Genomic DNA, 26,048 nt, shown 5'->3' with positions numbered 1-26,048 from the left:
TTCGTTTCTACCAGCTTTTTAACCATAGCAGTTAATTCTCTGGTTCTTTCCTTTACCTTTTGTTCCAGTTCTTCGGTGTACGATTGCTGTTTGATTTCTGGGCTAAGCAGAGCCTCTACTGACATGTTTTGCTCTATCACAGTAGACGCCCAGTCCACACCATTGATGATTAATGATATCTCATTTTTTCTGGGTGATCTGAAGTCCTTGAAAAAGAAGACGAGTGCGCCTAATAGTTTTCCATTCATTCTGGAATGAATAGGCGTAATCCACCAGCCATTAGGGGAGAGGTGCTTACCGTCTTTCCAGATAATTTTTTTGCTGAGCGGTTCAAAAGATGTATTGCCGCTGACATCAGGCAAGTGTTTGAACACCACTAGTTTAATAAGCTCTAGCAAATCAGTGGATAAGGAAGGAGCAGCAGCAATTTGCCATTGATGGGTAGTATGATTGGCCACAAGTATGGAAACCAGAAACTCATCAGACTGCTTTTCTACCCATTTAATGATCTGCGCCAGTAAATCCTCTACGGGAGCTTGCTGAGCGATACTTTTCTGAAGGCTTTTCACAATATTAGAATCAGACTTAACGTACATGCATTTATTTTTAAAGTGGTAGAATAGCTATAGACACATGAGAATGAAATGATTTTAATCATCAAAAATGAGCGACTTACATCATTGTAAGCTGTATCGTTGACTGCTTACTTTGTAAGTAATGCTTTTGATACCTTTTTTGAAACCAGTTGACGAACAAAATGTAAGTTAATTAACAAGTTTAGTATGGTAGAATCAATAACAACCCCAACCCGTAGGGATGACATCATTGGCTTTCGGATAGATGGTACGGCCAGTGAAGCGGATTTGAAACCTGTACTATTCAAGCTGAGAGAAAAACTGAAGTCGCATGCAAAAGTAAGGCTCTATGTAGAATATGTGGATGCATATGGCTTTTCTCTGGATACTTTGATTGAGGAGTTGGAATACAATTTTGGAGATTTGGAATGCTTTGAAAAAGCAGTAATAATCACTATCAAAGACTGGCTAAAACAGGCTACTCACTACAGTAGTATAATTGGTAGGATACAATTGAAAAGCTTTCATTTCTCTGAAAAAGATAAGGCTGGTAGATGGATAGAAGAGTGATACTTTTAGATCCAAGTTTAGTTTTAGTAAGTAGCAGTAAGAAGAACAGTGATTCAACTTATTGCATATAATTTTTAGTATGATTCCTTCATCAGCTAGCTGTAAAACCCGAAGTAAAATTCGGGTTTTTTTTACACCCTACTTTAGAAGAGCAATAGGACTTGTTATGAGAAGCTTATTTTCTCAGAACTTAAGGAACAATTTCATCATGAAGTTTTAAAGCCTGCATTTTTTAAAAAACTCTGGCAATATTTGAAACTTTAGTTTATGTTAATTAGTATTAAAAGATAAAAAGACATTTTTATCTTTTAATATATAAACAGCATTCATTATGCTCTCATCAGAAACTATACAGGTAGTAAAAGCTACTACTCCCGCATTGAAAGAACACGGGAACGCGATAACCACCAGAATGTATGAACTGCTTTTTAAGCATCATCCTGAGTTAAAAAATATTTTTAACATGAGTCATCAGGCTACAGGCATGCAGGCAAGAAGCCTGGCAGATGCCATTTATCAGTATGCTTTGCATATAGAAAATTTGGAAGCGGTGATACCTTTGGTAGAGCGCGTGGCTCAGAAACATGCCGGCCTTGACATTCGTCCGGAACATTATCCCATTGTAGGTAAGTATCTTTTACGGGCCATAGAAGATGTGCTTGGTGATGCTGCTACCGATGAAGTGATAGAAGCCTGGGGAGAAGCCTATCAACTGCTTGCCAATGTATTTATCAGGCGGGAACAGGAAATATATCATACCGGCGCTACACAAAAAGGGGGATGGGAAGGATTCCGAAACTTTGTGATCAGCCGCAAAGTAAAAGAAAGCAGTATGATTACTTCTTTCTATCTAAAACCAGAGGATAGAAAAGCTATTGCCGGTTTTGAACCTGGCCAATACCTTACTTTCAAAATGAATATACCCGGTCTGGAGCATACCGTATTACGTAACTATAGTTTATCGGACTCACCAGACAAAGATTACTACAGGGTCAGTATTAAACTGGAGCCGGGAGTAACTGATCCTGAGGAATATCCGATGGGAGTGGCCTCCAACTATTTTCATGACCATCTGCAGGAAGGCTCAGTGGTACCAGTACATATACCTACTGGAAACTTCTTTTTGAACAAAGAATTATCTCTGCCAGTAGTACTGATCAGCGGTGGAGTAGGGCAGACGCCTCTGATGAGCATGTTGAATACATTGGTTGCAGAAGATTCAAAACGTGCTGTGTGGTATATTCATGGAACAAGAAATGGTAAAGAACATGCCTTTAAGGACCATGTTAAAAGCATAGATCAGCAGTATGATCATATCAATTCCTACATCTGTTATGAGAGACCGGGGCCTAACGATGTCTTGGGGGAAGATTATGATGCGAAAGGCATGATCAATCTGGATCTGATCCAAAAATTACTGCCAGGTAAAGAAGCTGACTTTTACTTCTGTGGCCCTCAGGTATTTATGAGAATGTTGTATCAATCTCTTACAGCCTGGGGAGTGCCGGAGGAGCGAATTCATTTTGAGTTCTTTGGGCCTACTACTGAAATTACTGAGTAATTGAAACGATATAAGTGGTGGCAGTTGAGCGGCTTGTAGTAGCTTTCCGGCATATGGCAAAAGCTCTATGTCGGAAATTCCAAAACACTTTTTGTACATACCAATAACGAGTAGATAAAGTTACTTGCTAAGCCAATATTGTAGTAGACAATTTTTCAGGAAATCGTAAACCGGATTGATTTGTCAGATGAAAATAAAATCCTACTGTCCTGCTAATACCTCACGGTGAGTTGATGGACTTTAGAAAGGTCTTATATCTTTCATTCGGCTGCATTCGCCCAGAAATGTTTGATCATAAAAACGTAATTACAGCTTTTTTTCAACTGGAACGTATTAACTACCCTACAGCTCTACCCATGACACTATCTGATTGACAAAAGGACAAAAAATAGTGGTTGCTTATCAGTGATTAATTTCAATTTTACTTAATTCTGCTGAAGAATAATTACAAGCCTCCGTTATTGAGTCTATAAGGCTGTCTTTTTTCATTAATTCCTGCTCTTTTTCCCAAATTTGCTTTTGCATATTTTGCATCGCTCCCATCAAAGAATCGTTTCTGAGCCTTTCATCTACATATTGCTGCTGAAATTTTTCGTCACCTTGCACATACAAAACCGAACTGGCCAGAAGCGCAAATACTGCTATCATACTCATGAGGCCTGCTGTTTTTTCCCAAAATCTGTTGTTCATGGTACGCTTATTATAGTTTATAGTAAAAAATCAGGGAAACCTCTGTCTACCCTCACATAATTTACGCATGGGCCATGATCATGAGTTATTAGAATCTAATTAGACAGGACTTAAAACTTCCTTAGAAACAGGAAAAACCACTTCTATTGTAGTTCCTTCATTGAGTTGAGAATAAATCTGTAATGAAGCGCTATGCAATTTAATGATACGATCCACGATAGAAAGGCCAATCCCCTGTCCCTTGATAGCAGTCGCATATGAAGAGCGAAAAAAAGGCTCAAAAATACGAGGTAAGTCTTCCGGAGCTATGCCCATGCCCTTATCGGCAAACTTCACCGATACCTGATGCTCATCTGCCCACAAGGTAACGGTAACCTGCTGATCGGAGGAAAATTTACAGGCATTCTCCATGAGGTTTAGGCATGCCATTTTCAGCATATGTTCGTCTAGCTGTAGGTAAAGTTGCTCTTCATCCTCTGGCAACGACGACATATCAATCTGTACCTGATATTGGGGATGCTGCCGAAGCAGCTCATCCCGGCATTGCCACAGCAAATCGTCTACCCGCTGACGGGAAAGCTTCAGCTTTGCCTCCTCCGCACTGATTTGTGCTAGTGCAAGCAGACGTTTGAGGGTACGTGATAGGTTCTGAATATCTTCCAGCACAGAAACGATGGTCTGTTTGTAGTCTGCGACAGAACGTTCTTTCAGTAAAGTTACTTCCAGCTGAGAACTGATTACAGTTAGAGGATTTCTCAGTTCGTGAGAAGCATTAGAAACAAACATTTTCTGTAAGGAAAAAGCGGTTTCCAGTCGTGATAACATGGAATTAAAAGTCTTAGCCAACTGGGCGATCTCATCCTTCTGGTTGCCTTCATCTACCCGGGTATGAAGATTTCGTACTGATATGTTTCTGACCTGATCTACTACTTTTGACATAGGGTGCAGGGCTTTCCCGGCATACATCCACCCCATAAGCAGCACAATCAAAATACTGGAAAAGAATACAGCAATAAGAATAATCCTTAGGTTGCGGAGCTTACTTACTCCATAAATATCATAGGCCGCTGTAAAAACTACAAAACGATTGAACTGATCAATATAGGGAACACCTACTACCTCAAAATCGCCCCGAGAAAAACGTACTTCTCCCTCCAGCCGTGCCTGGTTTAGTATATCCTGAGAAGCTTGTATGATCTCATCTTCGTCAGTACTATAGACCTCCTGATTCAGATAATTGTAGATCACAACCTTTTCGGCAAACAAAGCACCCAGGTTCTTTTGGTCAATGATTTTCAAAATTGTAGTGTCCACTTCATCCTGTTCAATAAGGAACTGAGCAGTAGAAATAGCTTTGGCCTTCAGCCTGCTGTTGTATTCATGTTTTCGGTGCAGTGCCGAAAAAAGATAGATGGCCAGAAAGGAGACCAGCAGAATCATAGCCACAATGGCTGCAAAACGGTAGGTGAGTTTTTGTCTGATGTTCATTCAACCTTCTTTTAAGATATATCCTTTGCCTATCTGGGTGTGAATCAGTTTCGTAGGAAAATCCTTGTCAATTTTCTTGCGCAGGTAGTTTACATATACTTCTATCACGTTGGTACCGGTATCAAAGTGTATGTCCCATACCTTGTCAGCAATTTCTGCTTTAGATAATACCCGGCCTTTATTTCTGATCAGGTATTCCATCAGAGCAAACTCTTTGGCTGTCAGCTCTATGGTACGGCCGCTCCGGCTGGCAGTCTGGGTATCCAGGTTCAGTTCCAGGTCGGCAAAGCGCAGCAGGTTACTGGTTTGCATCACTCCGTTAGTTCTTTTCACAATGGAGCGAATCCTGGCCAGCAGCTCCCTGAACTCAAAAGGCTTGGAAAGATAATCGTCGGCTCCCACATCAAAACCGCTGAGTTTGTCATCCGTGGTGTCCAGGGCAGTGAGCATTAGCACCGGTGTATTGACCCCTGCCTGGCGCAGCTCGCGGCAGACTTCAAATCCGTTCATGCCTGGCATAATCACATCCAGGATAATGATGTCGTAGAAGTTGCGCAAGGCCAGGCGCTTACCTATTAGGCCATCAAAGGCTAGTTCACAGCTAATCTGGTGCTCTTCCAGACCCTGTTGTACAGCCTTAGCTACTTTTTGCTCATCTTCAATGATCAGAATTCTCATAATAAACTTAAAGGTTTGGGTCAGTACCAAAAATTATTACGGAAGAACGCTTATTAGAGGATGATTTCTAAGCCTTTTCTAATCTTAACCTAAGGAAGATTTAAGCAGTGATACGAATAAGTAAATAAGCCTTGTGTCATCAGCCATAGATCTGATAGTGTCAGAGGGACATTATCCTATTGCTTTTTCATAACAGTTGCTGATTTACACATAGGGTGATTTTACCTCATCCTGCCTTTGAAGCCTGAAAGGGCTGGGCATGGATGGGGTAATCTTACAAAAAATTAACACCATAAAACTATGAAAAACACTAAGATCAAACTGGCATTGCTTACTGTAAGCATGGTGGCAGTAACTAGCTGCGGCATCCAGGAACAGACAGAAGAAAAATGGAATCAATTTTACGATAAGGTAGAAAAACTGGATTCGGTCATAGACAAAGAAACAAAGCGACTAGACCACCTGGACTCCCTGATTGAAGAGGAGACGCAGAGACTGGAGAAGCTGGATTCGCTAATTAGAAACTAACATTCTAAGCCTTTTCTAATCTGGATTTAAGTAAGCTTTAAGTCTCATTACGAATATAATAGTAGTAGTAAATTCTAACATGAAGTGGTTGTATACACAATGATTTTGCCTCATCCTGTCTTGTTCGGTAAACTGGGTAATTGTAGTGAACGGCAGACATGGGTGAGGCAATCTTAAAACTGCAATCATTAAAAGTAATTTCCATTAAATCGCAAACCATCATGAAAACCTTATCCATACTCTTGCTCATATTCACTGCCGGATGGGGATACGCTCAGGAAAAAGAAGAAGCCTGGTATCCTGGTCAGGTAAAATTCAATAGTGGAAATACATTTACAGGCCTTTTTGCTTACGATTTAGGTTATGATGTGGTTAAATTTAAAGTTCAGCAAAGGCTGCAGGTGTATCCTGCCATACAGGTGGAAGCGTTCAGTTTTGCTGATACTGCATACAATATTTACAGAAAATACTATAGTCTGCCTTTCAGTATACAATCGGATTATAAGCGCATGATGTTTTTTGAATCAATTGTGGAAGGTAAGCTTTCTTTGTTTGCGCGGGAGAAAAAAGTGCGAGCAGATGAAATGCTGCCGGAAACAATAATGATTCCTCACTTCCCACAGTGGAAGACCGCATACGATTTTTATGCCGCAGATAGCCTGGGAAACCTCCACGCCCTTACCGAGGATACAGAGGAAGTGCTGCTGCACCTGATGCAGGATCAAATGGGAAGCATGATGAAATATATAAGAACCAAAAAGCCAGACTTTAGCAGTCGGAGTGATATGCTAGGACTTTTTATGTATTACAATGTCTTAACCGATACTTCCAGATTTCAAGATACCAGTATAAAAGTAGCCGGGTTTGACAATACAATACCCATCTGGTAAAATGACTATGTCAGGTCAGCTTACTTGAAACCATTAAATGACCTCAACTATGGAACCCAATATTCCCGATTCACCTTACCCTCGCATTGTTATACTTGGTGGAGGGTTTGCCGGATTGTCACTTGCTAAAACATTGCGTAACGATCCCTTTCAGATTGTGCTGATTGATAAAAACAACTATCATACTTTTCAGCCTTTACTTTACCAGGTGGCTATCGGCGGACTGGAGCCAGACTCGGTAGCCATTCCTTACCGGAAAATTTTTGAAGGTTATTCAAACCTTACCTTCAGGATGGCAGAAGTCCTCTCAGTGAATACAACTTCCAAAGAAGTTTACACGGATATTGGGGTAATACCTTACGATTATCTGGTGGTGGCTACAGGTGCAAAAACCAATTTCTTCCACTTGCAATCCACAGCAGAAAACGCCATGCCCCTTAAGTCAGTGCCTCAGGCACTGGATCTGCGCAGTTTGTTTTTCCAGAATTTTGAGAAAGCAGTACGTACCACAAATCATGATGAGTTTGAAAGTCTGATAGATATTGTGATCGTGGGTGGTGGCCCCACTGGTGTAGAAATGGCAGGAGCGATTGCAGAACTTCGCCAGCATGTATTACCTAACGATTTCAAAGAGCTGGATTTCAGGCGTATGGATATTTACCTGGTTGAATCAGGTTCACGTATCCTGGGAAGCATGTCAGCGCACGCTTCAGAAAAAGCCCGTCAGTCTTTGCAGACCATGGATGTTAAAGTATTGCTAAATACCGGAGTGACAGATTACGACGGGAGGCTGGTACGGCTTAGCAACGGACAGCAGATACTTTCCGGCACACTGGTATGGGCGGCAGGTGTACAAGGTAACATACCACAAGGTCTGGATGGGGGGTTGATCTGTCGTGGAAATCGTCTTACAGTGGACGAATACCTACGGGTGTCCAATACAACTGATGTTTTTGCCGTAGGCGATGTGGCAGCTGTGGTAAGTGGAGAACAAAATCAGCCGCATGCGATGATAGCCCCGGTAGCCTTACAACAGGGAAAGCTACTAGCGCACAACCTGAGATGCTTAAGAAAGCAAAAGCCTCTGCGACCCTTCCTATATAAAGACCGTGGAGCTATGGCTACAGTGGGCCGCCACCACGCGGTAGTAGACTTACCTTTCTTCCGCTTCAGCGGGATCACTGCCTGGCTGGTATGGTTGATGGTACACCTGATGGCTTTGGTAGGCTACAGAAATAAGCTGGTGGTTTTTCTCAACTGGGCTTTTAGCTACATCAGCTACGACTACAGCCTTCACCTTATTATCAAACCTTTTGAAAGGATCAAAAAGCCGGTGGCAGCGGTAGCTGCTTAGGTGCTGAAGCTTTATCAGTAAAGCAGGCCTGGTGGAGAAATACATAAAATCCATGAAAGTGATTTCAGTAAAAAACCTTGTCTTCAGACGATGACATACGGTTTGGTTTGCTGAGCAGGGCAGACAAGTATTTCCTGCTTACGCCAAATCAGTGAAAACAGGAAAACATAACATTAACCTTTTAAATCTAATGAACCATGATACTTGAGGATAAAATATGGCTTATTGACGAAGAAGATCCCAAACCAGATCCTTATATCGCCATACTGGTATGTGAAAGAGAATTTATGGACAGAGCCAACAAAAAAGCATACAAAATATGCCATGATGCTAAAGAAGCACTTCATAATGCTACGGAGCTGAAGAAAAAATATGCTGTCAAGAAGATCAGGATCTTTTATCCTAATGGTATGTCCTTCATTTTCAAACAATAAAAGTTAAATAAAATGAAAACAAATCATATAATATATGGACTCTCATTACTACTGCTGCTAAGCAGTTGTACCGTCGTACGTCAGGGAGAAGTAGGCGTGAAAAGAAACCTTGGCAAAATTAATTTCAATCCCGTAGAACCCGGACCTGTGGCATTCCTTCCATTCACTACCAGAGTGATCAAAGTGCCGGTGCGTACAGTCAATGTGGAGATTACCTCTAACCTCCCTTCTAAAGAAGGGCTGAATGTGGCTTCAGTGATTTCCATCCTTTACCGGGTGATGCCCGAAAAAGCACCCGAAGTGATTGCCAATATTGGTTCTGAATATGAAGAAGCTGTCATCATCAGTGTATTCCGTTCTGCATCGGCCGATGTATGTTCGCAATTCTTTGCCAAAGATATGCATTCATCACAGCGTGCGCATATTGAGCAGGCAATCGCCAGTCGCATGGAGTCTCTCCTCAAACCCCGCGGATTTGAAGTAGAAGCCGTTTTACTCAAAAATATCCAGCTCCCTTCTGGCCTGGCGCAGGCCGTAGAGCATAAACTTGAGGCAGAGCAGGACGCACAGCGCATGGAATTTCTTTTGCAACGTGAGCGGCTGGAAGCTCAACGGAAAATGGTAGAAGCCGAAGGCATACGGGATGCCCAGCGTGTGATTTCGGAAGGACTAAACAAGGATATTATCCAATGGCAAACGGTGGAAGCTTTTAAAGAATTGGCTCAATCGCCCAATGCCAAGGTGATCATTACTAATGGTAATACTCCTATGCTGATAGAGCCTCAGGTAGACTGATAATCAACTTGGTTTCACTTTTTTTATATCAATTAAAATTTATAAGCAATGAAGAAAATCATGATAAGCACATTCGTTTTAGTTGCAGTAGTCTTGATGCAAGAGAAGGTATCGGCCCAGGAAAATCCAGCACCAGAAACCTTATTCAGTGGAAATAAAAACATCAATACTGAAAATATTGGTTTTATTGTAGCACCGGCGTACGCCTTCACTCAAATGGATGGAGCAGGAGTTTCTTTGTTTCATCTAAGAGGCGGAATTACTCTGGGAGAAAAACTCGCAGTCGGTGGTTTTTTCAACACATCAATCAATGACATCAATCCTCAGAGTGAAACCCTTCCTGATATCTATATGGACTATCGGTCTGTCGGCGGTTTTTTGGAGTATACCCTTTTATCTAAAAAACTATTTCATCTCACTTTTCCGCTTTATATAGGAGGAGGCGAGGTTCAGATGGACAATGAAAGTGGAGACGCCGGTTTGGGTGAATCAAACTTCTTTCTGCTAGAGCCATCAGCCCTGTTGGAAATCAATTTACATCAATATGTCCGTTTTAACATCGGTGGAGGATATCGTATCGTCGGAGAAATGGATTATAGAAATTTTGACCAGTCCACTATATCAGGATTAACGGGATATGCAGGTTTAAAATTTGGGCTTTTCAGATAGGACTGGCTCGGAGTAGAGTTTGTTGAAAAAACTATCTATAAGTGCGCCCAGATTAGCTATAAATAAATAGCAACCAATAATTTGACTGCCCAAGTAATCACTGCCTGAAAACAAGATCATGCAAAAAATCATAAGCAATATTTTCGAGACAGTAATGGGGGTTGTTTTCGGATTAGTCTTAGGCATAGCTTCAGAAAATTAAAACTGTGGCTAAGCCTTTGACTATCCATTGACGTAGCCCCGGACCACATACTGAAGAAAGAGTCCCCTGATAATTTAATTAATTTTGGGCATTCATCTTTCTACTTTACTTCAGATACAATTATTGGCAATTTCATTGAGAAGCTACAAGTAGCAAGCTTACGAAGCTTAAGGTAAGGATGGTAATTCGTAAAAACGTTTATATTTGAACAGGTAGATTGATATGATATCAAGGCTTTCCCCTCATTAGAGGGACTTACGAATAATCAGTTTGGTGTCGTTTGCAATTCTTTGATGCTGCCCGCTAATGATCATTTCTGCTGCTTTTTTACCCATGCTGGCAAAGTCGGTAGTGATTACAGTGATTCCACCTTCCAAGACTTCTTTTACAGGGGTATCGTTATAAGAGATGAGGCCAACTTCTTTTCCCAATTGCCAGCCTTTTTCATGCGTGAGTTTGATGATTTTGACTTCATCAATGTCATAAGCAGCGAGGGTGACATAGGCAGTGTTTTGATGAAAGTTGGTGATATCAATGCCATCCATTTCCTGATGTTTGAAATTACGTTCCTTACAAAAACGCTGGAAACCCTTCCTGGCACGGGGAAGATGAAAAAGTGTTGAAGGCGCTACCAACGTCAGGCAATCGTACTTTTGAAGTAGATCAGAAGCTTGGTTTAAGGAATGATAGATATCGTTTTCAAAATCCTGATATACACTGGCATACTCATCACCCATGCTTTTTTCCAAAGCATCCAGGATAATGAGTTTGTCCGAAGGAATTTTGTGCAGTACGCTACCTACATCACCGTCCAGATAAGTGACAATGACAAAATGCGTATAATTCTGCAGGTTATTTTCTATCAGTTGCTGGAAAAGTTTGAAGTTGTGGTGGTGAAAGTATACATCTATCTCACCGTATTCTATCAGGGTGTCATAAAATGCATGGTAAAGCTCATCTTTAAAAGTGGTCATCTTGTCCAGCATGAAGAATACCCGCAATCCTAATCTTACATCGGTTCGTTGTACGTAATACCCCTTGCGAAAAACAGAACGGATGATACCTTGCTCACTAAGGTAATTTAGACCTTTAAGCGCTGTTTCTCGACTCATCTTCATCTTTTTGGTGATTTCATTTACCGAAGGAAGGCGGTCGTTCTGCTTGAGCGTACCATTTTCAATTTGCGCTATTACCACATCAGCCAGTTGAAGAAATTTAGGTTTAGCAGAGTTCTGGCTTGTATTGGGTAGTGTCATGCTAAAAGACTTGCTATTAAGATTTAATCATTGTGAAGCTTGAAATTACTTTCAATATAAATACAATTAAAATTACTGCTGTTATTTTAATAATAAGCCAATAAAATTGATAATAATTAAATTTTAAAGAAATAAGACAATAATTTTTCATATTAGTAAATATTATTAATATAATTGTAAACCAGACCAAACCAAACCAGATTAGAACAGAACAACCTAAATCGTATTCATGGAAATATTAGACTACATCGTCATTGTCGTTTTTACCCTGATCATCGTTGGGGCAGGAATGTCTTTCCGGAAAGGCAATGCGAATCTGAAATCATATTTCGCGGCAGGAGGGGCTGTGCCCTGGTCTATCAGCTCTCTGTCTTTGTTCATGAGTTTCTTTTCAGCCGGTACATTTGTAGTCTGGGGTTCTATTGCCTACCAATATGGTCTGGTAGCGGTTTCTATACAGCTTACCATGTGTGTGGGAGGGTTTCTAGTAGGTATGTTCATTGCACCTGCCTGGAGAAAGACCGGAGCACTCACTGCAGCGGAATTTCTAAGAAATCGGCTGAATGCCAGGACACAGCAATTCTATACCTATCTGGTACTTTTTATTTCATTAGGCTATACAGGGGCTTTTCTTTATCCGGTAGCCAAGATCATTAATGTTTCTACCGGCCTGGATATTAACGCCTGTATTATTGGTCTGGGGCTACTCATTATTCTCTATACCGCCAGCGGAGGTCTTTGGGCAGTAATTATTACTGATGTTTTGCAATTCGTAGTACTAAGCGCAGCGGTTCTGATTGTGGTGCCTTTGGCAATTGATAAAGTAGGAGGCTTAGCCAGTTTTCAGGAAAGTGTGCCTGCTGACTTTTTTTCTATTACGCAGGGAGAATACAGCTGGACTTTTTTGATAGCCTTCAGCATATACAACGCCATTTTTATTGGTGGTAACTGGGCCTATGTACAGCGTTATACCTCGGTGTCCAGCACCAGGTCAGCCAAAAAAGTAGGCTACTTATTTAGTTTTCTTTATTTGGTAAGCCCGCTGATCTGGATGCTTCCGCCCATGCTGTACAGGGGAGTAAGTGCGGATTTGAGTGGACTGGAAAATGAGGGAGCCTATCTGTTGATGTGTCAGGAAGTTTTGCCTGCCGGAATGATAGGCCTGATGCTGGGAGGGATGATGTTTGCCACCGCCAGTTCAGTAAATACCACCCTCAATCTGGCATCTGCTATCTTTACCAACGATTTATTTAAAGTATTTCGCCCATCGGCCTCCGAAAAAAAGGTGATGCAGGTGGCCAGATGGGCTACGATTATTTTTGGGATAGGTACCATTCTGGTAGCGCTGATGGTACCAGCCGCCGGAGGTATCGTGGAAGTGGTACTGAGTATTGGCGCGGTAACAGGCTGCTCGCTTTACGGCCCACCCATTTGGGCACTTTTTTCCAAAAGACATACCTCTGCTTCCATACTTTCATGTACGATTATCAGCCTGCTCATCAATCTGTTTTTTAAATTCCTGAGTCCCACATTACTGGATATTACCCTGGATCGCTCCGCTGAAATGCTGTTGGGCGCTACCCTGCCATTTTTGCTATTGGCTACTTACGAAGTCTATGCAGCTGTAAAAAGCAGTATCAGCCAGGAATATCTAAGATATCAGGCACACAGCCCTGAGAGCAGTAACATGAGCGAGCAGGAATCGGAGCATGAAGCCTCATTATCTGAAGAAAACCGCTACGGGATCAAAGTCCTGTCATATACACTCAGTGCTATTGGAATACTGATCGGCATACTGGGAGTAATTGCCAAATCCAACGAATGGCTGGTAGCAGGTATGGGGTTACTCATCGTGCTGGTAGGACAATGGCTCAATCAAAAGAAAAAAGTGAAAAGTCTTAAATCAGAAAACGCATGATCAGGGAAGATTTTAAAAGTAATAGACAGCTTAGGGAGACGCCTTACTCGGCAGACTTAGTTATCGTCGGAGGTGGGATGTCAGGCGTATGCTGTGCTATTACAGCCGCCAGAGAAGGGCTAAAAGTGGTGCTGGTGCAGGATCGTCCGGTATTGGGAGGTAATGCTTCCAGCGAAGTTCGTCTCTGGATACTGGGCGCTACTTCTCATATGGGCAACAATAACCGCTGGGCGAGAGAAGGGGGAGTGATTGACGAAATTCTTCTGGAAAACGTCTACCGGAATAAAGAAGGCAATCCATTAATATTGGATACCATTCTGCTGGAGAAAATCAGGCTGGAAGAAAATATCACCCTGCTGCTGAATACGGCTGTGTATGAAATTGAAAAAAAGTCAGACAGGGAGGTTAAAGCAGTCAAAGCTTTTTGTAGCCAAAACTCCACGCAATACCGGCTGGAAGCTCCTCTCTTCTGCGATGCCTCAGGGGATGGGATTCTGGCCTTTTTATCAGGCGCTGCTTTTCGTATGGGAGCCGAGTCTCCCGAAGAGTTTGACGAAGGTTTTGCCCCTGATCTTGAAGATTATGGCGAATTGCTGGGCCATTCCATTTATTTCTATACCAAGGACGTAGGTCATCCAGTCAAATTTCAGGCACCGTCTTTTGCCATCAAGGATGCAGGGGAACTTCCCAGAATCCGTAACTTTCAATTACAGGACCACGGCTGTAGGCTCTGGTGGGTAGAGTACGGTGGTAGAATGGATACCATACATCAGGCAGAAGAAATCAAATGGGAATTGTGGAAGGTGGTCTATGGCATTTTTGACTACATCAAAAACAGCGGTGAATTTCCTGAAGCAGAAAATCTTACGCTGGAATGGGTAGGTACCATTCCCGGTAAGCGCGAAAGCCGCCGTTTTATCGGAGATTATATCCTCAGCCAGAAAGATGTGGTAGAGCAGAAAGAACATGAAGATGCGGTGGCAATCGGAGGCTGGTCGCTGGATTTGCATCCTGCTGATGGAGTGTATAGTGAGAAGATGGGCTGTAATCAATGGCATAGCAAGGGCGCTTATCAGATTCCCTATCGCTGCTACTATAGCAAAGACATCTCCAACCTTTTTCTGGCCGGACGTATCATCAGCGCCTCCCATGTAGCTTTTGGTTCCAGCCGGGTAATGGCCACCTGTGCTCATGGCGCTCAGGCAGTAGGTATGGCCGCTTCACTTTGTACAATCTACCAGCTTAAACCTGCTCAAATCTATCAGCAGGGTAGAATCAAAGTGCTGCAAAATAAACTTAACCTAAAGGGGCAAAGCATACCCGATATTCCTTTAGAGGCTGAAGAAAACCTGTTACATAGGGCCAGAATAGAAGCTTCCAGCACATTGAACATCCATGAAATTCATTTTGATGGGCCCTGGATGTCGCTGAAGCACGGCGCTGCCCAAATGCTGCCTCTTCAGGCCGGACAAAAATACCAATTCAGGGTGCTGGTCAATGCCGAAGAAGCCACCGAGCTAAGCTGTGAACTGAGGGTGAGCAGTAAGCTAAAAAACTATACTCCAGATATTACACTCAGTAGCAAAACAATCTCATTGCATAAAGGTGAGCAGTACCTGGACATTGCTTTTGACAAAACACTTAAAGAAGACCAATATGCTTTTCTGACATTCCTCAATCATGAGCATGTGCAGTTGAAAGGAAGTAGGCAGCGGCTTAGTGGTATCCTTTCAGTATTTAACCACGGGAACAAAGCAGTTTCCAACACAGGAAAGCAGGAGCCTCCCGAAGCGTTAGGCATAGACAGTTTTGAGTTCTGGACACCCATTAGGCGACCTGAAGGACACAATTTAGCCATGCAAATTAACCCTGGACTTGAAGCTTATAGTACAGACTTGTTGAAGAATGGCTTTACGCGTCCGTATATCAGAACCAACGCATGGGTAGCCAATCCGCTGGATACCCATCCCACAATACAGCTGCAGTGGTCAGAGCCTCAGCAGATACAAAATATTCAGTTGCATTTTGATACTGACTTTGATCATCCGCTGGAATCCTCGCTTATGGGGCATCCTGAGCATGTGATGCCCTTTTGTGTCAGAGAGTTTTTGATCAGAGATGAGGCAGGAAAGATAATTCACCACGAAAAAGATAATCATCAAACCATAAATGCAATCAGGCTGGAGAAGCCAATACAGACTAAGGGCTTAAGGATTGAACTTGTGCATCCCTCAGCGGATGTGCCTGCTGCCTTATGCTACCTATACATCACTTAATACTAAAACTATCTAATACTATGTACAACCTAAATATCAGTGCTTATGAAAGCTTTTAAACTATGTGCAATACTGCTTCTTGTCAGCATGCAGTTGCTGGCACAGGAGCGAAATATCACGGGTACTGTGACATCTTTAGACGATTCTGGTCCATTACCAGGCGTCAATATACTGGTGAAAGGCACTACCCAGGGAACAGTAAGCGATGTAGAAGGAAATTATTCCATTACTGTACCCGGATCAGATGCTGTGCTGGTTTTCAGTTCGGTAGGGTATGAGACACAGGAAGTAAACGTAGGGAATCGCTCTACCATTGATCTTGAACTTTCTCCCGACCTGCAAAGTCTGCAGGAGATTGTGGTAGTAGGGTATGGAGAGCAGCAGCGAGAAAACCTTACCGGTTCGGTAGAAACCCTGGAGGGACAGGAAATCTCTAAACAACCCGTGATGCAGACCTCCCAAGCCCTGCAGGGCAAAATGCCAGGCGTTACAGTGACTTCAAATTCCAGCCAGCCCGGTGCCGATGGCGCTACCATCAGAATCCGTGGCATTGGTACACTGGGCAATTCTAATCCACTCGTCTTGATTGATGGGGTGCCCGGCGATATGAACGGGGTAGATCCTCGTGATATAGCCAGCATGTCCGTCTTAAAAGATGCGGCAGCGGCTTCCATCTACGGCTCCCGTGCAGCCAATGGTGTCATTCTGATCACCACCAAAAGAGGTGCAAGCGGTGAGTTTAAGGTAAACTATAGTGGCTATGGTGGATGGCAGCAGCCTACCAATTTTCCTGAATATCTGGGGGGCTATGAGTACATGACCTATCATAACCTGGCTCGAGAAAACCTGGGGCAGGACCCGCTGTACAGCCAGGAATTTATCAATGAGTGGCAGCAAAATTATCAAAGCAATCCCGACCTGTATCCCAATACTGACTGGATAGATGAGGTGTTTACTGAAAACGGTTTTCAGCAGCATCATCACCTGAGCTTGTCAGGTGGCAATGAGTTTGCCAAAGTACTGGGATCAGTTTCCTATATGGACCAAAACGGAAATGTGCCGAATTATAATTTCAAGAGATATCAGGCCAGACTGAATACTGATCTGACAGTATCTGAAAAGCTATCGGTTAATTTTGACCTGAACATCAGAAGGTCTATCCGTAACCAACCCTCCGGTAGTCTGGATGACGTAATCAGGCAGGCCTATAGAATTCCTCCTATTGCTGCGGCACGTTACTCCGACGGTAGCTGGGGGCCGGGATGGAATGGAAAAAATCCTGTAGCTATAGCCAATGAAGGAGGTTTTGATGAAGATCAGTACAACTACTTCCGGGGAATATTAAGGGCAGTGTACCAACCCGTGGAAGGAATGGAAGTATCTTTCATGTACGCTCCTGAATACACGGATGATGTAGGCAAAGATTTTACCCGTAACTATGAAGTCTACAATTTTCAGACGGGTGACCTGGAGTATGTCTTTCCGGGAAGAAACTCTCTTTCACAGTACAATGAAAGGGCGCTGACGAACAACATGAACGCAGTGGCTACCTACGAAAAGCAGTTGGGGGATCACTTTTTCAAAGGTTTGTTAGGCTATGAACTGATCACCTATCGCTGGGATCGCTTTACTGCCTATCGAGATAATTTTCCTTTGCAGGATTATCCACAGCTCAATGTAGGTTCGCAGGAAAATATGCAGAACTCGGGGACTGCTGAAGAGTGGGGGCTGCAATCCTACTTTGCCCGGTTTAACTATGATTTCAAAGGTAAGTATTTACTGGAAGCTAATGTCAGAAGAGATGGTTCTTCCCGCTTCGCTGAAGGCAATAAGTATGGAGTGTTCCCTGCATTCTCTGCCGGATGGAGAGTCTCAGAGGAGGCTTTTATGGCTAATGTAGGGCTTATCAGCAATCTAAAATTTAGAGCCTCATGGGGACAATTGGGTAATCAGAATATAGGTACATACCCCTTTGCTTCAGTGATAGCACTGGGTAATGATTTTCTGTTCGGTGGTGCCCCCCAGAGCGGAGCTGCCCAAACCGATCTGGCCAATAAGGATATCAGTTGGGAGACTACTGAAACTACTAACTTCGGTCTTGATCTGGGAATGTTTGCCAACAGGTTTACCCTTTCGGCTGAATATTACATCCGCAATACCAAAGACATATTACTTCAACTGCCTATACCTGTTACTATTGGTCTGAACGCCCCTTTCCAGAATGCCGGAGAGGTGAAAAATACTGGCTGGGATCTTGGCTTGGGATGGAGAAATAATGCAGGTGAATTTAGCTACAGCATCAACGCCAATGTGTCAAACGTAATCAATGAAGTGACCGATCTTGTAGGAACCGGACCTTACATCAGCGGCTCCAGTATCATCAGAGAAGGTGATCCTATCAATTCCATTTACGGTTATCAATCCATCGGCTATTTCCAGACCCAGGAAGAAATAGACAATGCCCCGCAACAATTCGGTGCCCTGGCTCCCGGTGATATTCGTTATGCAAATATGCTGACTGAAGATACGAACGGTGATGGAATACCTGATGGCGTGGATGATGCAATCAATTCTGAAGATAGAGTTATCATCGGAAATCCCTTTCCCAGACTGACATATGGATTAAATATATCTTTGGATTACAAAGGCTTTGACCTTTCAGTTTTTGCTCAGGGCGTAGGTAAAAAAGATCTTTATCTGAGTGGAGATGCAGTATGGGCTTTCCAGAACGCGGGTAAAATACAGGCCTGGCATCTGGATTACTGGACACCTGAAAATCCTGATGCAGCACATCCTCGTTTGGTGGCTACCACCAGTCATAACAATTACGAGACTTCAGATTTTTGGGTTTGGAACGCATCCTATCTGAGGTTGAGAAACTTAACCTTCGGCTACACTTTCTCCGATGGGGTGATACAGAATAGTTTTCTTGACAACCTGAGGGTTTACTTCTCCGGGCAAAATCTCTTCACCATTGACAACATGCCTCAGGGAATTGACCCTGAAGCACCCAATGGTACAGCAGGTGCGGCCTATCCAATTACCTCAGTATATACCTTCGGTGTGAATGTCAACTTCTAACCTAAAAATGCTTAAGTCATGAAAATAATCTATAAAACAATAAGTATAATGTTGCTGCTCTTTGTGGTAGCAAGTTGTGAGGAAGCATTAGACCAGCAACCCCTGGATGCGCCCTCTGATGAAACCTTCTTTTCCAATCAGGCTGAGTTGACCTTAGCCATCAATGGCGTATATCGCGATCTGTACTGGCGATCAGGAGGGATGCCTTATCCGCTAACGCTGGATAATGCTACCGATCTTGGTTTCCTGCGTTCTGATTTTAGTGGTATGCAAACCTACTCTCGTGGTGCACACACTTCTGAGACATCCGGATTTGCCGAAACCTGGGAAAAAATGTACAGTGGTATCAACCGGGCTAATAATTTGCTGATCAATATGGAAAGAGCTCAGGAGGTTGTTTCTGAGGATTTTTATACCAGAATACAGGCAGAAGCCAGGTTCCTGAGAGCGTATTTCTATTCCTGGCTGATACAATTGTACGGTGATGTGCCCTATGTGACCGAGATACCTTCTAACATAGATGATGCAAAAGTGGCAAGAGCGCCCAAGGCAGAAGTATATGCCAATATCATAGATGACCTGGATTTTGCTGCTCAGAACTTACCGGAAAGTTGGGGAGGCTCAGAAGAAGGCAGGGCTACACAAGGAGCGGCGCTTGCCCTTAAGGCTCGCATTGCTTTGATGAACGAAGAATATGAAGTAGCAGCGCAGGCAGCCCGGGAAGTAATAGACGCTCAGGTATACAGCCTGCATCCCAGTTATGCTGAACTTTTTACCTATGCTGGAGAAAGGTCAGCAGAAGTAATTTTAGATATGCCTTTTCTGGTAGGCTTTCTGGATACTCCTATCCCCAGAGAACAGGGACCAAGGAATACCAGCTGCTGGAGTCGTTTTGTGCCTTCTCAGTTCATGATAGATTCTTACGAATGTGTGGATGGTTTGCCTATTGACGAATCTCCCCTTTATGACCCTGCAAACCCTTTTGAAAACCGTGACCCACGCTTAGATGCTTCTATCATCAGACCGCAAAGCCTGTTTGCTACTTATGTATATGAAACCCATCCTGACAGCGTAGAAACTTGGCAGATTGTAGATGGAGTTCAGAAGCGTGTGGCCAACCAGGATGTGACCAATCCATTTGCGTCTTTTACCGGTTATCTTTGGAGAAAGTACACCAGCGAAGAGGACTTGCCCATCAACCGTCAGAATTCTCAACTGAACTTTATTCTGATGCGCTATGCGGAAGTATTGCTCACCTATGCTGAAGCTAAAATTGAACTGGGTCAGGTAGATGATAGCGTATTGGATGCTATCAATGCCATCAGAGCGAGAGCTTATCAGGTAGATCCTTCCCAAACCAGCGAGTATCCTGCGATTACTACCACCAGTATAGAAGAGCTGAGAACTATCGTCAGGAGAGAGAGGAAAGTAGAATTGGCTGACGAGGGATTTCGTATGCTGGATATTCATCGCTGGGGTATTGCTGATCATGTGATGTCAGGTACTTTGGTGGGTCGCCCCAAAGGTGCTTATGTGGATTTGAATACTGCTCCCGAAATTGATGAATTTGGTCATCCCAACTACGGAGGTATGGCTGACTTGTATAGAGCAGTAGACGAAAGAACCTTTAATGCTGATAAAGATTATCTGTGGCCTATTCCTCAGAAGGATATGGACGTCAACAATCAGTTGGAACAAAATCCCGGATACTAATATATTGAGCAAAACACCTTCTTCTTCATCGGAGAAGGTGTACTTTACACATAACATACCCTTTTACATGAATAAATTAGCTGCCTGTCTTCTTTTACCACTGTTATTGAGTTTTAGCCAGTTGAGCATCGCGAGTGAGATCAGCCTGACCAATCTGGCTTTAGGTCAGCAGGCCATGGCTTCCAGCGAAGAAGAACCTGCCAGAGCAGCCGTGGATGGAAATCCTGAGAGTTACTGGCAGTCAGCAGGTATGGTGGGTAATCACTGGTTGGAGATATCACTGGACAGAGAATATGATATTGATCGTATTGTACTGCCCTTGGTAAAAGGAGCTGACAGTCTACTGGCAGAAGTCTGGGAGGATGAAAAATGGGTAGTGGTAGGTAGCCTTCCCAAAGACAATCCTATGATTGCTTTTGAGCCGGTAAAAACTCAAAAAATCAGATTGAGAAGTGTGCATAGCCAGCTCCTTAAGATTTATGAAATTCAGGTTTTTGCCTATGATCCCCAACCTGTTTTTGTCAACCAGGTAGGTTATGACCAAGCAAAAACAAAGCGATTTACGGCTCCGCTGGCCAAAGAGGGTACAAGTTTCAGTATTGTCAAAGAGGGTGAGGAACAGGCATCATTTGAAGGTACAATTCAATCTCATATCGGAGACTTCTCAGAATTTAAACCTGATGCTTGGGGAAGCTACCAGGTCATTGTACAGGGAGAAGCGCATAGTGGCAGGTCAGTCCCTTTCTGGATCGCTGATGGGCTGATTGAACAGGTATCGTATCAACCGGCCATCAATTTTATGGTAGATGTGCGCTGCTGGTTTGGTGATTCCCAGAATTATACGCCTACCGATGAAAGTGCGGATTGCCCCAACTTAGGGGTAGCCTGGAGGGATAGCCATCAGTTTTCTTTTGAAATTCCCTCTTTGCTCAATCTCTACTTTGCCAACCCATCTGCCTTTTCTACCGAGCGTATGCCGGTGCAGGGCATGTATCTGGGGGTGAGAGAAGAACTGCCGGAAAACACTCCGGAAATTATCCGATTGATATACTGGGCAGTAGATATTTACCTGAGGGGAGAAGTCAACCATACCCTGCTCAAAGAGCAACTGGCTTATTTCCTCTATGCTTATCCTTATCTGGATGAGTATATTCCACAGACGGTTTATGAGGAAGCCAGAGACTATCTGTTTCCCATCTGGGGCGATGAAGCCATCAACCGCTGGCAGTGGCACGACATTGAGCACAATGGTAACCTGTTTCAGGTGTATGATTTCATTGGCACCGGAAAAGGACAGTTTCCTCCCGGACATAGCATTGTACCCAACCTCATGATGTATGAAGTGGCCAAAAGAGAAGGAAGAGAAGATGCGGATCAATACTTTGAGGCGGCTTATGCCCAAACCGAGTGGCTGTTGGAAAATCTGGACTGGCAGGACCCACGAACTACCAAAGGGCAGAGACAGGGAGAGCATGCTACCCTCACTGCGCTAGCATATTTTCTGGAAAACTATCCTAAGCAAGCGCCTAAGGGTATTAGTGATAAAATGGAAAGCTGGGCGGATGAGATGATTCGCCGCTCCGATAATATGTGGGACTACCGCCGTTATTCAGATGATAAGTGGATTATTCCCAGCATATCGCCTGAACCTGATCCAAGGTTTGATATCAAAACGGGTTTTAACGAAGTAGGAAATATCGCAGGCTTTCCTGCTCCGGCCCTGGCGGTAGCAGCCCATCTGGAAAGTGCTCAAAAGCAAGCACGTCTGGAAGAAATGGCGATAGCTTATGTAGACCATATTTTTGGCAGAAATCCTACGGGAAGGCATTTTGGTTTTGATGCAGTTACGGATTTTGATGGGGTAGAAATGGGCTGGTACAAAGAATGGCAGGGAGGCGCAGGCATCTTGCAAACAGCCCGAGGGGTACTGGATGGTAATCCTAAAGAAACCACCTACCCCTACGATCCTTATGCAGGAGACCCCGGTCACACCGAAGGTTGGGTAACCTTTAATACCGCCTGGAATACAGGATTGGCTTATCTGAGCAGCAACAGCATAGCTGTCAAAGTCTATGATCAGGATTTTAGCGAAGAAATCAACAAAGCAAAGAAAGGAGAGACGATTGGGATTGAATTGAACGCTCCCCTCAACTTTGACAATAGCTGTCCTGAAAAAGCGGAAGTGCTGCTGCATATCAATCATGAACTTATACCACTCACACTTACCGAAACAGGAAATCAGTCTACGATATTTAGAACTGAATATCTGCTGGAGGAAGGGCTGCAACAAAAGGAACTGAAGATTAGCTATGGATATGGCTGGCATGAAAAACAGCAAACCATCCGACTAAGATGAGAAAGAACTTTGGCAACATAATGATTCTTTTGCTGTGCTTATTTACCCCTTGGCAGTTGATAGCACAGGCACAGCCTATGAATGTGTTGTGGATCATTGCCGAGGACCTGTCTCCCGACCTGAACTGCTATGGCAATAGTCTGGTCAATACTCCGCATCTGGATAGTCTGGCAGCGTATGGTATGCGATTTACCGAGACTTTTTCAGCAGCGCCGGTTTGTTCTCCCAGCCGCACGGCTTTTGCCACGGGTATGTACCAGACCTCCATCGGGGCCTATCATATGCGCTATCCTGATGAACTGCTACCAGAGCTTCCCGAGGGAATCAGAACAGCCGCCCAGTTGGTAAAAGAACAGGGTTATACCAGTGCGAATATCAAAGATGCACCGGGCAAAGGTAAAATAGACTGGATGTTCCAGCATGATCCTGAAGAGCATTTTAATGCTGAACATTGGCAGGAAATCACTGAAAAAAACCAACCTTTTTTCGCACAGATTTCATTGGGTCTTACCCATCGCCCTTTTGAAGAACCACAATCCGGGCAGTTTGATCTCCAACAGATTTCTATTCCTCCTTATTACCCTGATCATGCAGTAAGCAGGAAAGATTTTGCCGGATACTATGCCAGCATTGAAAAGCTGGATGAACAGGTAGGGATGATACTGGATAGTTTGAGAAAATACGGATTGGAAGAAAATACAGCGATCATTTTCTTTTCCGATCACGGCCGTCCGATGACCAGAGGCAAAAACTACCATTATGATTCAGGACTTAAAGTACCACTCATCATTTCACTGCCTCCAGACAAAACCTCAAAAGGCTACACTGAAGGACAAACTTCTGATCAGCTGCTCAGCCTGATAGATGTTACTGCGACTAGCCTGGAGTTGATGCAAATTAATAAACCTGAATACATGCAGGGCAGGGTTTTTCTGGGAGAAAGTCAGGAGGAAGAAAGGGCATATATTTTTAGTGCAACCAACCGTATTGGCGGTACGGATTTCAGAAGCAGAAGTGTACGAAGCGAAAACTTTCGCTATGTCCGCAACTACCATCACGATTTTTCAGTGAATAGCTCCGCTACTGCTTACCGTAAGCAGATGCATCCCATTTACCATCTGCTCAACATCATGCATGAGCAAGGTACATTGACACCTGCGCAGGAGGCTTTGGTAAAAGATATGCCCTTTGAAGAATTGTATGATCTGAAAAATGACCCTTATGAAACCGTAAACTTGGTTTCTCAGGAAGAGTATGCTCAAGAGCTATCGCAATTAAGAAAAGTACTTGATATCTGGATCAAAGAGACTAACGATCAGGGGCTAGGAGAAGATAGTGAGGCGATTAAATCAGCTTTTCAGCAATATCACGATGAATCGCACAGCAGCAGAAAAGAAAAAATTGAACAACTACATCAGGAGGTGCTTCATGAAGTTAGCAGAGAGTAGTCTATGGCAAATGTTGAGTGTGGCAATCCTTGCCCTAATCTTCTTCGTATCCTGTCAGGAAGAGGAGCAGGTGGCGGAACGTCCCAATATTATCGTGATTCTGGCCGATGATATGGGCTATTCTGACCTGGGCTGTATGGGCAGTGAAATTGCCACCCCCAATCTGGATGCGCTGGCCAAAGAGGGATTGTTATTCTCCAACTTCTATAATACCTCCCGCTGCTGCCCATCCCGGGCCAGTCTACTTACCGGACTGTATCAGCATAGAGCAGGTGTGGGAGCCATGAACCATGATCTGGGCACGCCCACTTACCAGGGTTATCTGAATGACAAATGTGTGACCATTGCCGAAGTACTTAAAGAAAATGGCTATCATACCATCATGTCCGGCAAATGGCATGTCGGAGATGAGCGGTCGCAGTGGCCTGACAAAAGAGGTTTTCAGGATTTTTACGGGATACCCAAAGGAGGAGGCTTATATTTTTATCCTTCCGAATTTATTGACCGCCCAATTTTTAGAAATAATGAGCAGGTTTTTCCTGATCCGGAAAGTTTCTATACTACCGACAACTTTACTGATGAGGCCATACAGTTTATCAAAAATGGAGAAGAAAAGGACAAACCCTTCTTTCTCTATCTGGCTTATATCGCTCCACATTTTCCTTTACAGGCCTGGCCGGAAGATATTGCTAAGTATGAAGGGGTTTATGAAAAAGGTTATGAAACTATTCGCCAGCAAAGATTTGCCAGACAAAAGGAGCTGGGTATAGTACCCGCTGAGCTGGTGTTGTCTCCTTCGGATTTTCAGTCCTGGGATAGTTTGGAAAATAAAAGTGAGGAAGCCAGAAAAATGGCGGTTTATGCAGCTCAAGTAGATAGGATGGATCAGAATATTGGCAAACTGATACAAGCTTTGAAAGAAGAAGGAAAAATGGATAACACCCTCATCCTCTTTCTCTCCGACAATGGCGCCTGTGCGGAGGAGGTCAATCGTTCACCAAAGGTGGAAGTAGGAGGGGCTGACTCCTTTGTAGCCTACGGACAAAACTGGGCCAATGTGAGTAATACACCTTACCGCTTGTATAAAAGCATGACCCATGAAGGAGGTATAAGGACTCCTCTAATCGCTCATTGGCCTGACGGAATCAAAAGTTCTGGACAAATCATCGGACAGCTAGCGCACATCAATGATATTTTGCCTACCTGTCTGGCAGTGGCCGGAGCCGAATATCCAGCTACTTATGAGGGAAGAGAAATCCTGGCCTATGATGGTCGTAGCTTTGCTGGAATATTCGCCTGGGAAAACGATAGTGAAAAAAGTAAGACATCCTCTGAAGAAGTACTGTATTGGGAGCATATTGGTAATCAGGCCATACGTGAAGAAGACTGGAAACTGGTGAAAAGAGGAAAGCAGGACTGGGAACTCTATGATTTGTCTCAGGACCCCACGGAATTGAATAACCTGAGCCTGGCCTATCCTGAGAAGGCTTTCAACTTAGAAATCCGCTGGCAAAGCTGGGCGGATAGCGTAGGTGTAATGGAAAGATCAAAATAGTATATGAGAAT

20 protein-coding genes are annotated in these 26,048 nt (G+C 43.6%); 15 read left to right on the top strand and 5 right to left on the bottom strand.

The genetic code is table 11. The features are described from left to right. On the bottom strand, positions 1 to 596 hold a 596-nt coding region (locus tag WJR50_RS28545), incomplete at its 3' end, for a GAF domain-containing protein (RefSeq protein WP_341296738.1). Between the two features lie 186 nt (positions 597 to 782). Between WJR50_RS28545 and WJR50_RS28540 the strand changes: the two genes are divergently transcribed. Both WJR50_RS28540 and hmpA read left to right on the top strand, forming a co-directional pair. Continuing rightward, positions 783 to 1,145 (top strand): SpoIIAA family protein, encoded by a 363-nt coding sequence (locus tag WJR50_RS28540; protein WP_341296737.1) that lies wholly within the window; start codon positions 783 to 785, stop codon positions 1,143 to 1,145. Between the two features lie 331 nt (positions 1,146 to 1,476). After that, positions 1,477 to 2,706, top strand: coding sequence for an NO-inducible flavohemoprotein (hmpA, locus tag WJR50_RS28535; RefSeq protein WP_341296736.1), 1,230 nt, complete (start codon positions 1,477 to 1,479; stop codon positions 2,704 to 2,706). 402 nt (positions 2,707 to 3,108) lie between these two features. On the opposite strand, the gene WJR50_RS28530 is transcribed toward hmpA, so the two are convergent. From WJR50_RS28530 to WJR50_RS28520, 3 genes are all read right to left on the bottom strand, one after another. Continuing rightward, positions 3,109 to 3,354, bottom strand: a complete 246-nt coding sequence (locus WJR50_RS28530; RefSeq protein WP_341296735.1) for a hypothetical protein — start codon at positions 3,352 to 3,354, stop codon at positions 3,109 to 3,111. 141 nt (positions 3,355 to 3,495) lie between these two features. Next, positions 3,496 to 4,884 carry a HAMP domain-containing sensor histidine kinase gene (locus WJR50_RS28525; protein WP_341296734.1) on the bottom strand — a complete coding sequence of 463 codons (1,389 nt, stop codon included), beginning with the start codon at positions 4,882 to 4,884 and terminating at the stop codon, positions 3,496 to 3,498. Next, positions 4,885 to 5,562, bottom strand: coding sequence for a response regulator transcription factor (locus WJR50_RS28520; RefSeq protein WP_341296733.1), 678 nt, complete (start codon positions 5,560 to 5,562; stop codon positions 4,885 to 4,887). It abuts the gene before it with no gap. 300 nt (positions 5,563 to 5,862) lie between these two features. On the opposite strand from WJR50_RS28520, the gene WJR50_RS28515 reads away from it, so the two are divergent. The 6 genes from WJR50_RS28515 (at position 5,863) to WJR50_RS28490 (ending at position 10,232) form a co-directional block, all read left to right on the top strand. Then, entirely contained in the window at positions 5,863 to 6,090 is a 228-nt protein-coding gene (locus tag WJR50_RS28515) for a hypothetical protein (RefSeq protein ID WP_341296732.1), read from the top strand. A 221-nt stretch (positions 6,091 to 6,311) separates the two neighbouring features. Further along, positions 6,312 to 6,980, top strand: coding sequence for a hypothetical protein (locus tag WJR50_RS28510; protein ID WP_341296731.1), 669 nt, complete (start codon positions 6,312 to 6,314; stop codon positions 6,978 to 6,980). Between the two features lie 49 nt (positions 6,981 to 7,029). After that, positions 7,030 to 8,334, top strand: coding sequence for an NAD(P)/FAD-dependent oxidoreductase (locus tag WJR50_RS28505; RefSeq protein ID WP_341296730.1), 1,305 nt, complete (start codon positions 7,030 to 7,032; stop codon positions 8,332 to 8,334). 197 nt (positions 8,335 to 8,531) lie between these two features. Then, positions 8,532 to 8,768, top strand: coding sequence for a hypothetical protein (locus WJR50_RS28500; protein ID WP_341296729.1), 237 nt, complete (start codon positions 8,532 to 8,534; stop codon positions 8,766 to 8,768). 12 nt (positions 8,769 to 8,780) lie between these two features. Next, on the top strand, positions 8,781 to 9,563 hold the full coding sequence (locus WJR50_RS28495) for a prohibitin family protein (RefSeq protein WP_341296728.1): 783 nt from the start codon (positions 8,781 to 8,783) through the stop codon (positions 9,561 to 9,563). Between the two features lie 48 nt (positions 9,564 to 9,611). Continuing rightward, positions 9,612 to 10,232 carry a hypothetical protein gene (locus WJR50_RS28490; protein ID WP_341296727.1) on the top strand — a complete coding sequence of 207 codons (621 nt, stop codon included), beginning with the start codon at positions 9,612 to 9,614 and terminating at the stop codon, positions 10,230 to 10,232. Positions 10,233 to 10,679: 447 nt separating this feature from the next. On the opposite strand, the gene WJR50_RS28485 is transcribed toward WJR50_RS28490, so the two are convergent. After that, positions 10,680 to 11,690, bottom strand: coding sequence for a substrate-binding domain-containing protein (locus tag WJR50_RS28485; RefSeq protein ID WP_341296726.1), 1,011 nt, complete (start codon positions 11,688 to 11,690; stop codon positions 10,680 to 10,682). Between the two features lie 229 nt (positions 11,691 to 11,919). On the opposite strand from WJR50_RS28485, the gene WJR50_RS28480 reads away from it, so the two are divergent. The 7 genes from WJR50_RS28480 (at position 11,920) to WJR50_RS28450 (ending at position 26,037) form a co-directional block, all read left to right on the top strand. Next, positions 11,920 to 13,608, top strand: a complete 1,689-nt coding sequence (locus tag WJR50_RS28480) for a sodium:solute symporter family protein (protein WP_341296725.1) — start codon at positions 11,920 to 11,922, stop codon at positions 13,606 to 13,608. Beyond that, complete coding sequence (locus WJR50_RS28475; protein ID WP_341296724.1) at positions 13,605 to 15,884, top strand: FAD-dependent oxidoreductase; 2,280 nt, start codon at positions 13,605 to 13,607, stop codon at positions 15,882 to 15,884. The genes WJR50_RS28480 and WJR50_RS28475 overlap by 4 nt, the downstream gene beginning before the upstream one ends. Positions 15,885 to 15,929: 45 nt before the next feature. Continuing rightward, positions 15,930 to 18,965, top strand: a complete 3,036-nt coding sequence (locus WJR50_RS28470) for a SusC/RagA family TonB-linked outer membrane protein (protein ID WP_341296723.1) — start codon at positions 15,930 to 15,932, stop codon at positions 18,963 to 18,965. Positions 18,966 to 18,983: 18 nt separating this feature from the next. Next, positions 18,984 to 20,678 (top strand): RagB/SusD family nutrient uptake outer membrane protein, encoded by a 1,695-nt coding sequence (locus WJR50_RS28465; RefSeq protein WP_341296722.1) that lies wholly within the window; start codon positions 18,984 to 18,986, stop codon positions 20,676 to 20,678. A gap of 67 nt (positions 20,679 to 20,745) precedes the next feature. Beyond that, the gene (locus tag WJR50_RS28460; protein ID WP_341296721.1) at positions 20,746 to 23,034 is read left to right on the top strand and encodes a discoidin domain-containing protein; all 2,289 of its coding nucleotides are present in this window, start codon (positions 20,746 to 20,748) and stop codon (positions 23,032 to 23,034) included. After that, positions 23,031 to 24,482, top strand: a complete 1,452-nt coding sequence (locus WJR50_RS28455; protein WP_341296720.1) for a sulfatase family protein — start codon at positions 23,031 to 23,033, stop codon at positions 24,480 to 24,482. The genes WJR50_RS28460 and WJR50_RS28455 overlap by 4 nt, the downstream gene beginning before the upstream one ends. After that, complete coding sequence (locus WJR50_RS28450) at positions 24,406 to 26,037, top strand: arylsulfatase (protein WP_341296719.1); 1,632 nt, start codon at positions 24,406 to 24,408, stop codon at positions 26,035 to 26,037. The genes WJR50_RS28455 and WJR50_RS28450 overlap by 77 nt, the downstream gene beginning before the upstream one ends. Positions 26,038 to 26,048: the final 11 nt, after the last annotated feature.

The organism is Catalinimonas locisalis (assembly GCF_038039535.1).
Classification (GTDB): domain Bacteria; phylum Bacteroidota; class Bacteroidia; order Cytophagales; family Cyclobacteriaceae; genus Catalinimonas.
Note: the sequence above shows the minus strand (reverse complement) of the source record. Positions and strands in the feature narration are given on the sequence as shown.

Bases quoted from the DNA above. Each gene is read 5' to 3' on its own strand.
- WJR50_RS28540 (WP_341296737.1), top strand. From the start codon at position 783: ATGGTAGAATCAATAACAACCCCAACCCGTAGGGATGACATCATTGGC.
- hmpA (WP_341296736.1), top strand. From the start codon at position 1,477: ATGCTCTCATCAGAAACTATACAGGTAGTAAAAGCTACTACTCCCGCA.
- WJR50_RS28530 (WP_341296735.1), bottom strand. From the start codon at position 3,354: ATGATAGCAGTATTTGCGCTTCTGGCCAGTTCGGTTTTGTATGTGCAA.
- WJR50_RS28525 (WP_341296734.1), bottom strand. From the start codon at position 4,884: ATGAACATCAGACAAAAACTCACCTACCGTTTTGCAGCCATTGTGGCT.
- WJR50_RS28520 (WP_341296733.1), bottom strand. From the start codon at position 5,562: ATGAGAATTCTGATCATTGAAGATGAGCAAAAAGTAGCTAAGGCTGTA.
- WJR50_RS28515 (WP_341296732.1), top strand. From the start codon at position 5,863: ATGAAAAACACTAAGATCAAACTGGCATTGCTTACTGTAAGCATGGTG.
- WJR50_RS28510 (WP_341296731.1), top strand. From the start codon at position 6,312: ATGAAAACCTTATCCATACTCTTGCTCATATTCACTGCCGGATGGGGA.
- WJR50_RS28505 (WP_341296730.1), top strand. From the start codon at position 7,030: ATGGAACCCAATATTCCCGATTCACCTTACCCTCGCATTGTTATACTT.
- WJR50_RS28500 (WP_341296729.1), top strand. From the start codon at position 8,532: ATGATACTTGAGGATAAAATATGGCTTATTGACGAAGAAGATCCCAAA.
- WJR50_RS28495 (WP_341296728.1), top strand. From the start codon at position 8,781: ATGAAAACAAATCATATAATATATGGACTCTCATTACTACTGCTGCTA.
- WJR50_RS28490 (WP_341296727.1), top strand. From the start codon at position 9,612: ATGAAGAAAATCATGATAAGCACATTCGTTTTAGTTGCAGTAGTCTTG.
- WJR50_RS28485 (WP_341296726.1), bottom strand. From the start codon at position 11,690: ATGACACTACCCAATACAAGCCAGAACTCTGCTAAACCTAAATTTCTT.
- WJR50_RS28480 (WP_341296725.1), top strand. From the start codon at position 11,920: ATGGAAATATTAGACTACATCGTCATTGTCGTTTTTACCCTGATCATC.
- WJR50_RS28475 (WP_341296724.1), top strand. From the start codon at position 13,605: ATGATCAGGGAAGATTTTAAAAGTAATAGACAGCTTAGGGAGACGCCT.
- WJR50_RS28470 (WP_341296723.1), top strand. From the start codon at position 15,930: ATGAAAGCTTTTAAACTATGTGCAATACTGCTTCTTGTCAGCATGCAG.
- WJR50_RS28465 (WP_341296722.1), top strand. From the start codon at position 18,984: ATGAAAATAATCTATAAAACAATAAGTATAATGTTGCTGCTCTTTGTG.
- WJR50_RS28460 (WP_341296721.1), top strand. From the start codon at position 20,746: ATGAATAAATTAGCTGCCTGTCTTCTTTTACCACTGTTATTGAGTTTT.
- WJR50_RS28455 (WP_341296720.1), top strand. From the start codon at position 23,031: ATGAGAAAGAACTTTGGCAACATAATGATTCTTTTGCTGTGCTTATTT.
- WJR50_RS28450 (WP_341296719.1), top strand. From the start codon at position 24,406: ATGAATCGCACAGCAGCAGAAAAGAAAAAATTGAACAACTACATCAGG.